Source organism: Streptococcus sp. 1621, from assembly GCF_013276615.1.
Classification (GTDB): Bacteria; Bacillota; Bacilli; order Lactobacillales; family Streptococcaceae; genus Streptococcus.
In genome coordinates, this window is the sequence record NZ_VMLJ01000026.1 from 1 (window position 1) to 7,918 (window position 7,918).

Genomic DNA, 7,918 nt, shown 5'->3' on the forward strand with positions numbered 1-7,918 from the left:
TAGCCGCAGATTGCTCAAAACACTGTTTTGAGGTTGCAGATGGAAGCTGACGTGGTTTGAAGAGATTTTCGAAGAGTATTATTTTCCTTCTTTATCAGGAAAGAGATAACCAATACCTACACAAGCCAGCACACCTGCTCCAATCACCAAGCCACTTGAAATTGGCAACAGATCCAAAATTGCATTTGCGATGATGAAGGCAATAATCAAACACATCAGACTAGCCTTGTAGTCTTTTTTCAAAAGATTCTCTAGTGTGAAAAAGAGGAACAATCCTACCGGAATCAGGGACCATAGGTTGACATCCAAACTTGGCCAGCCAACAGAACCAAAATACACTACTGTCGCTGCTGCTACTAAAAATACAATCCCCAATAATTTTTTCATTTCTTTATCTCCGATTTCTTTTTTAGGAACTTGAGTTATCTGATAGTGACGCCTCCTGTTCCTTACAAAAATCATTATAACAGAGGTCAATTTCAAAAACAAGTTCGTTTGCCTATCTGGTCTCAATCTCGGTCTAAGTGGCTCAATAATAGCCGTAAAATAAGGAAATAGGTGAAAAACTTCCTTCCAAATAAAAAGGAATTAAGCAACCAAACGCTACTTAATTCCTTGAAATTGTCTCATCACCTCTATTAGCCTTTAAATTTTGATAGACTCTATTTTCTAATCAATATGACCAATATTGTCAATACTAACCCTTTCAATCAATTCATTAGTTATCGAAACTAAGTCTATTAATAGATCCAAAAAAGAGTATCAATAGTAAAGTAAACTAAATAATTAAGTTATAAATAGCTATTTTTACAAAACTGTTTCATCATCATACTATCTCAGTACACAAACCATTTTTCTATAGCTTTTGTCTTAATCTTGATCTTTTTTCTTTAATCCAAGAAATGCACCTAAGGTAAACATTATTCCAGCAATGAATGGTGTAAAACCTTCTCTAACTGTTCCGGTTTTTGGCAATCTATCAGAATTGTTAGTATCCGATTTACTATCGATATTGGTATGTTTATTAGCTATATTCTCTGGTTCATTAAGATAAACTTCCTTCTTATTTTCAAAGTTTTTATCATTTTTATCAGGAACTGGAGCTGTAACATCCTTAGTTGAATCAGATCTTTGACTTTCATCTAATTGACTATAATTTACTTGTACAGAAACTGTAGATTTGACATCCTTAGTTGAATCAGGTTTTTGTGAATGATGTTCTCTTTGTAAATCCTCCTTTTTGTAATTTTCATCTAATTGACTATGATTTGCTTGTACCTTATCTTTCTTTTTCGATACATCAAAAGTAGGTTTATTTTCCTCCTCCTTTTTCTCCTCTATTTTCTTGAATACAGGTTTTATAAGGGTATCTTTTGATAGATTAAGAACATAGCCAACGTCTTTTTTCCCTTTGAAACCAGAAATTTCCCAGCCATCAAATTGATATCCTTTTTCTAATTCACCCTCATAGACAGGTAAAATGAAATCTTCTTCCGACACTATCGTTGAACTCATTTCTTTTCCATTTTGAATGGTCACAGTTACCCTATGAGGTTTTAGTTCTCTTACCTCTCCCGTATCTTTGTTTAAAATGAATTCTTTTACGGTTGTATTTCTTGCGAAATCTTTTACAAGAATCTTAATATTTAGTGTCTTATCTGTTAGTTGTTTAATATCATCAAATGATTTATATTCTTTTCCATTTACATAAATATGTTTGTCTTGAATCTCACCATTGAATCCATTATCTCTTTTATCATTGATGTTAAAGACTACAGATTTTCCATCAGCATATTCGATACTTGTATTTCCCTTGGGATCAATGTTTACTTCTGGTTTAACATTATCATATAAAAATTGATAGTGTACTCCAACCGCTTTCGCATTCAAATTGCTATAGCCAGTTTGAAGATAAACATTTCCATCCATATCTGTTACCTTATCTGGAAATCCGTTTGCTTTATAATCTTTCATCCCCCAGTCCATGATGTCACCGTCTTTAACATTAAGCTTAACGTTAAAATCTCTAGTGTTATCAATGTGTAAATCTCCGTAGATTAAATAATTATCTACAACAGATTCATTAACTCTCAATTCCCAGTTAAAACCACCCTTATCAGAAATCTTACCTCTTAAATAAAACTCTGGATTTCGTACATAAATTTTATTAAATTTAGATGGATTAAAGTAGTTCTTGTCCATTGAAAGATTTACTGGTTTTGCATCAATAAATAACGTAGAGCCATCTTCTTTTATAGCTTCTACATTGGACTTATCCTCTCCAGTGTACTCTTTACCATCCTTACCAAATAATACAAGTTTAGACGGATCTGTTACAAGATTTCCGTCTTTATCGATTGCCTCCCCTTTATCGTTCATTTTAAATCTAAACACTTGATACCTTACAATGTTAAAGCCGTCCAAAGCCGACATTAATACAGCTTGAGTACTTCTTCCATCTTCAACATTTCTACTGTCAGAATAAATTATTTTTTCTGAAAGGGCTCTTAGATTAGGATTGGAATTTTGTATTTTTGCTATATCTTCCTTGCTATAGACTCCATTTCCTTCTAACATATCCGTTTTTCCAGGATTATAGGTAGTCACTTTTAGTGCATAGCCTTTTCTCAGAATGATATTATCCTTTAATAGATATTGTTGTTTTTCTGAATCAGAATAGATTTTACCAGATTCCATTTCAGTTAAATTGTTTGGTTTGTTCTTTGAAAGATCTCCTTCCCCTAATTCTATTATATTCCCATAACTTGATGCATAGAGATATTCTGTCTTAGTTTCCCTATTTTTTTCAGGCATTCTAATCTTCGTTTCAGCTTTTCTCTGACCATCATCTGTAACAAAGAATCTCATATCTCCTGCAAAAGCTAATCCATCCACAATATCATTAATATTAGCGTATAAATCAAATGTCATCGTTTTTGAATTGGAATCATACTTGGTCGCTTTGATTTCTATATATTTATAGGTATTTCCATAATATACCTTAGCATTTTTGGATACATTACTTACTTTTCCAAGAATTTCAAAATGTCCATCCTTTGATGGGCTTAATACACCACCAAGCTTTGATTTAACATCATCAAGTTTCTCAGTCTCATATTCTAGAGCACTTCCATCCACATAGGCAGTTATATTTCCTTCATCGTCATATTGATAATCAAGCTCTACTTTTCTTTTTCCGCCATTTACAAAGTCTTCTTCTTCCTTATATTTCTTTTTAATTAGTTTCTTTAGGTCTTTATTTTCAAAGTTTCTTACAGTAGAGATTTCTTTGTCTAACTCTAGAGTTGAAGGTCCCTCTATAGGTTTTTCTTCAACAGTCTCTTTCTTTTCTTCTACGTTATTTGAGGCTTCTGGACTTTGGGCATTTTTAAGTTTATCTTCAGAAATTTCCCCTAGTTTTTTGTAAGAAGAAGCATTTTTGTCAGGATCTACTAGGTAATAAGAAATCATTCCTTTTTCATCAGCTTGGTCATCAAATTTAATTCTATGGATTTTGGTGAAGTTGCTTGCACCATCTAGGGCGATTACTTCGATGATTTTTCCTCTTAAATCTCCTGCTCCGCTAATTTCGTAGATAGTATTTCCATCTTTATCAAGCTTCCTATTTCTTCCCTCACCCTCTCCGGCGTAAGTTACATCAAGACTTTTCTCAACATCTCCATACTTATCGACAAGAGCTGCACCTGCGTACCATACTTCGTTGGCTACTTCTTCAAATTTCTCAGGATGTTCTTTTTGGTCTCTAGCAAACAAGGTTTCGTGTTTGTACTCATCCTTTACCTTGTGGTAGGTATCTTTTGCGATCAATTTAATTTTATCTGGATTAGAAAAATCAATTGAAATAATTTTTGGAGCTGTATTATCAATTTTTACTGGTATATAAGAAACTTGCCATGGATAATCCTTGGTTAATCTATATTTGAATTTGTAGAAGTATTGACCCTCAGCTATTGATTCAAATTGTCCTCTTATCCTAGTAGCTGGATCTTGGTTATCCTTACTTTCTGGTTCATTTTCTTCTCTACCTCTAGGGTTATAGATGAGTCCATCCCACTTCAAATCACCCCAAACTTTTAGTTTAGATGATTTGATTCCCTTTGCATCATTGCTTTTAGAATTTAAAATTCCTCTAATAAAGTGTTCTCTCGAAATGACTTTTAAGTCTCTTTGATTTTCTCCCTCTTTATTTATATTTACTATTGAAATCAATCCTTCTTCTGCACTTCTTAATACAAGTGGAGAAGGGGTTAATCCTCTTTCTAGTGAAACACTTTGTGGTTCTCCCTTTGAGTCAAGTGGATATACCCTAGCAACATTAGATCCACTAGTGGATTCTGCATGAATACCTTGGTTGTTAAAGGCAAATAAGTCTGGGTCTTGGTCTAGTGATGTAATATTTTTATCTTTTCTGTTTTGAATAATAGCTGCTGGATTAAATTTATCTATACCATGTTCTCCACCAATACCCTTGTTCAAGGTTCCAGGAATTTTCGGTTTACCATCATCATCATAACCTTCCATTGTTTTTGATTTTGAACCCTCTTCCCAGGCCCATTTATCAAGGATTGGTTCGTGGTTCCAATTCCCAGCAAATCCCATTAGAGGCATCGACAAAGAAGGTTGGAAGTTTATTTTCTTCCCGTTAGAGTTTAGAGCTTCCATTTCTTCCACTGACTCAAAATGAATAAATGATTCTACAAATTTATTTTTGTCTTTAGCCTCTCCAACATTTATAACCGCATTCAAATCAAAGCTAGAATTTGCGCCTATAGTGAAAGTATCATGCTCAAATGTGATATTTGCTCCTTTGATTTTTTCTGGATGGATTTCTGGAACAATTTGCTTCCCATCTGGAGATTTTTCATCTTTATATGTTTCATCCAGTTTTAATCTGTCAGTTAGAGAATCTGTAGTTATCGCTGATGCTGAAACTTTAAAGGTTAAAGGTCTGTCTGATGTATTGTGAAGCTTAACTGTAAAATATTTTTCTTCTCCTTTTATTTCTTTAAGAGAAATAGAACCATAAGAGTTTACCAAACCTTTAGAATCCTTGTTTTTGAAAGTCGCTACAACTTCATTTCTCAAAGCATTGGCAACATTAATTAGCCCTGCTCCCTGTTGTCTAGGTGATGCAAAGTATTGGCTTTTTTCTTTCCAAGACGTTGCGTCCATCATAGGTCGCGCAGTATTTTGTAAAGCAATTTTTGTAAGACTTGTAAGGTCTATTTTGTCATCTCCCTCAAGATTTTTCAATACAGGTCTTTCAAGCATTTCCTTTAACTTCGGTCTAATCAAAACAGTAGAAGCTGCTACGATTGGAGTTGCCATACTAGTTCCTGACATATAGCCATAAGTTGATTTCCCATTAATGACATTGAGAGTAGATTTAATGTTTTTACCAGGTGCCGAAACATCGGGTTTTAAAAGTAAATCTATTCTTGGCCCCCAAGATGTGGATCCTGCTGGAACGATGATATCTTCTTTATAGAGTTCTTTGTCTGTGTCAGGTGCAAACTTAAAGTCAATCTCTTTTTCGTCACCTACATTCGGTTTGTTGGAATTAAAACTTTCCATATCAATTGGATAGTATTGCTCCAATTTATCTTTAAAATCTTCTTTATTATTTCTTTTGACTTCAGTTTTTTTATCAGGATTAATCATGTTCCATAGCTTTACACCATCATCTCCTGAAATTGAAAACACTTGACTTTTAGTAGCTTCATCCGCTTCATATCCCATAGCTGGAAGCTCTGTCCAATTATCTCTATTGTAGTAATTTACAGTATTTACAACCATAATGGCGCGTGCACCCTTATCCGTAGCTTTTTTAAAAGCATTTTTTAAATCCTTTGTATAAATTCTATCCATTACTGCAATTTTGCCCTTAAGATCCAAACCTATCAACTCTTGGTCTTGGCCTTTGCCTATATATACAAATTTCAATTTATCAGGAGCTTTTGAACCATCTTCATTTGTTGTGATTTTATTCTTATCGAAAAAGGCTCCTATATTTCTGTATTTAAAACTTTTTCCACCTATGTTAACTTTATCAAACTCAACTGTTTGATTTTTAGCAGATGCAACCGCTATCGCATCTTCATGTGCTGCTGTTCGCGTTACATTTCCAGTGTCGGTCATTTTCAGATGATTATTTGCCACTAAATCCCATGAAGAACTTGAAGCAGAAGTCGCATAGTTACCTGTAGCTACAACCATTGGAATGCCTGCTTTTCTTAATGCTCTAATAGCTTGCCAATATTTCTCACCTACAAGACCTGTTCCTGTAAAACCAGATGATACCGAAACAACATCGACATTGTGTTTAATGGAATCTTCAATAGCATGAAACATTGTTTCATCTCCTGCGAAGCCAGATCCTGCGTCAGAGTACATTTTATAAGAGAAGATCTGTGCATTAGGAGCAATTCCATCTATTCCGTTAAAGTTTTTAATATCTTTTTCAGTATCATTTCCCGCAAGAATCCCTGCAATATGCATCCCATGTGGATCAAAATAATCGCTCCCATCATCAGCTTTTTCTACAGTAATTTTACCACCATTATAATAATTGAAAGCATGAGGAATCTTATCACTCAACCAGAAATTTTTATCAGTACCTTTTAAGTCTTCTTTTTTAAATCTCATTGAGCCTTTAGCATCATCATCAATCCTCATGGCCTTATGCCTATAATCTGTCCCGGTATCGATATTTGAAATGACCATACCTCTACCATCAAAATTTTTACCAAATGGAGCATTGATAGACTTTAGGTAATCGATAGCCTCCTCAACTCCAATTTCCTTTCGGGCATGATTCATCATGGGTTGGAGTTTTTGTGACCGTTCAACCGATGAAATACCTTCTATTAGTTTAATTTTATCCAGATTATCTGGAGTTGTTTCTATTGAAACACCATTAAAAATCGTATTATAGGTATATAAAACGTTTGTATCCTTAAGATTGGATAATTCCTTGATTGCTTTTTCTCCAGATTCTTTATCTTTAAATTCAGCAATATAGACAAGTTTATCCTCTTTTTTGGGACTTTCTGGGTCTTTACTTGCAGACGAGTTAGCTTTATCTTCTTGGGATTGATTGGAATCTTCTTTGATTGTTGCTTCTTCATTGCTAGTTTTGTTATCTATCACAGATTCTTTACTAACAACTTCTTTTTCCTCAATAACCGTTGTTTTCTTCTCTTCAGTATCCTTGGAAGTTTCTATATCATTATGAATATTTTCATGTTTTTCTTTATTTTCTGCTTCCTTATCTACTACTACTTTTTCTGTATCAGAGATAGTTAAAGCATCTTCAGAGCTAGATGTGTCTGCTAAGACTACCTCATTAGGGACATATGCTGCTAAAACAACTGCAGCTGTGGTTAATGACAATACTGTACTTTTTTTCATTTTAATTCCTTACATATTTATTTAACTTCCAATAGATAGAAAACTTTAACTTTGCTAGCCTTTGTTATAAAAAGTTTTACTAAGTATTATCTAGGAAATAGAGTAGTACATTTATATATAATTGTTAGCTCTCCATAAAAATAGTATATCATTTAAAAAATTTAAGTCAAGAAAAATTAAGGCTGGTTAATTTTATTTTTAACGCATGTTAATAAATGATCCAAAAGTTTCGTACTTAACGGGGATACATTATAAGCACATTCATACCATCAAAAATAGTAGCAATCAAATTGAACCACTACCAAAATCACAAAGTCAAACATCATTGATGAAATATCAGCGCTATTAAACAATATAAATAACCGCTAATAATAAGACTTAACGGTTATTTATACATATCTATTTTTTCAAATCTTCAGTCATATGTTCACCTGTGACCTAGGCTTTACGATTGTCTTGCTCTAGCAACTAATACTCAATGAAAATC

2 protein-coding genes are annotated in these 7,918 nt (G+C 33.5%); both read right to left on the minus strand.

The genetic code is table 11. The features are described 5' to 3' along the window. Positions 1-78: 78 nt before the first annotated feature. Positions 79-387: a hypothetical protein gene (locus HT697_RS05900; protein WP_001815396.1), complete on the minus strand. Its 309-nt coding sequence runs from the start codon at positions 385-387 to the stop codon at positions 79-81. Positions 388-870: 483 nt separating this feature from the next. Continuing rightward, the gene (locus tag HT697_RS05905) at positions 871-7,431 is read right to left on the minus strand and encodes a S8 family serine peptidase (protein ID WP_173262525.1); all 6,561 of its coding nucleotides are present in this window, start codon (positions 7,429-7,431) and stop codon (positions 871-873) included. Positions 7,432-7,918: the final 487 nt, after the last annotated feature.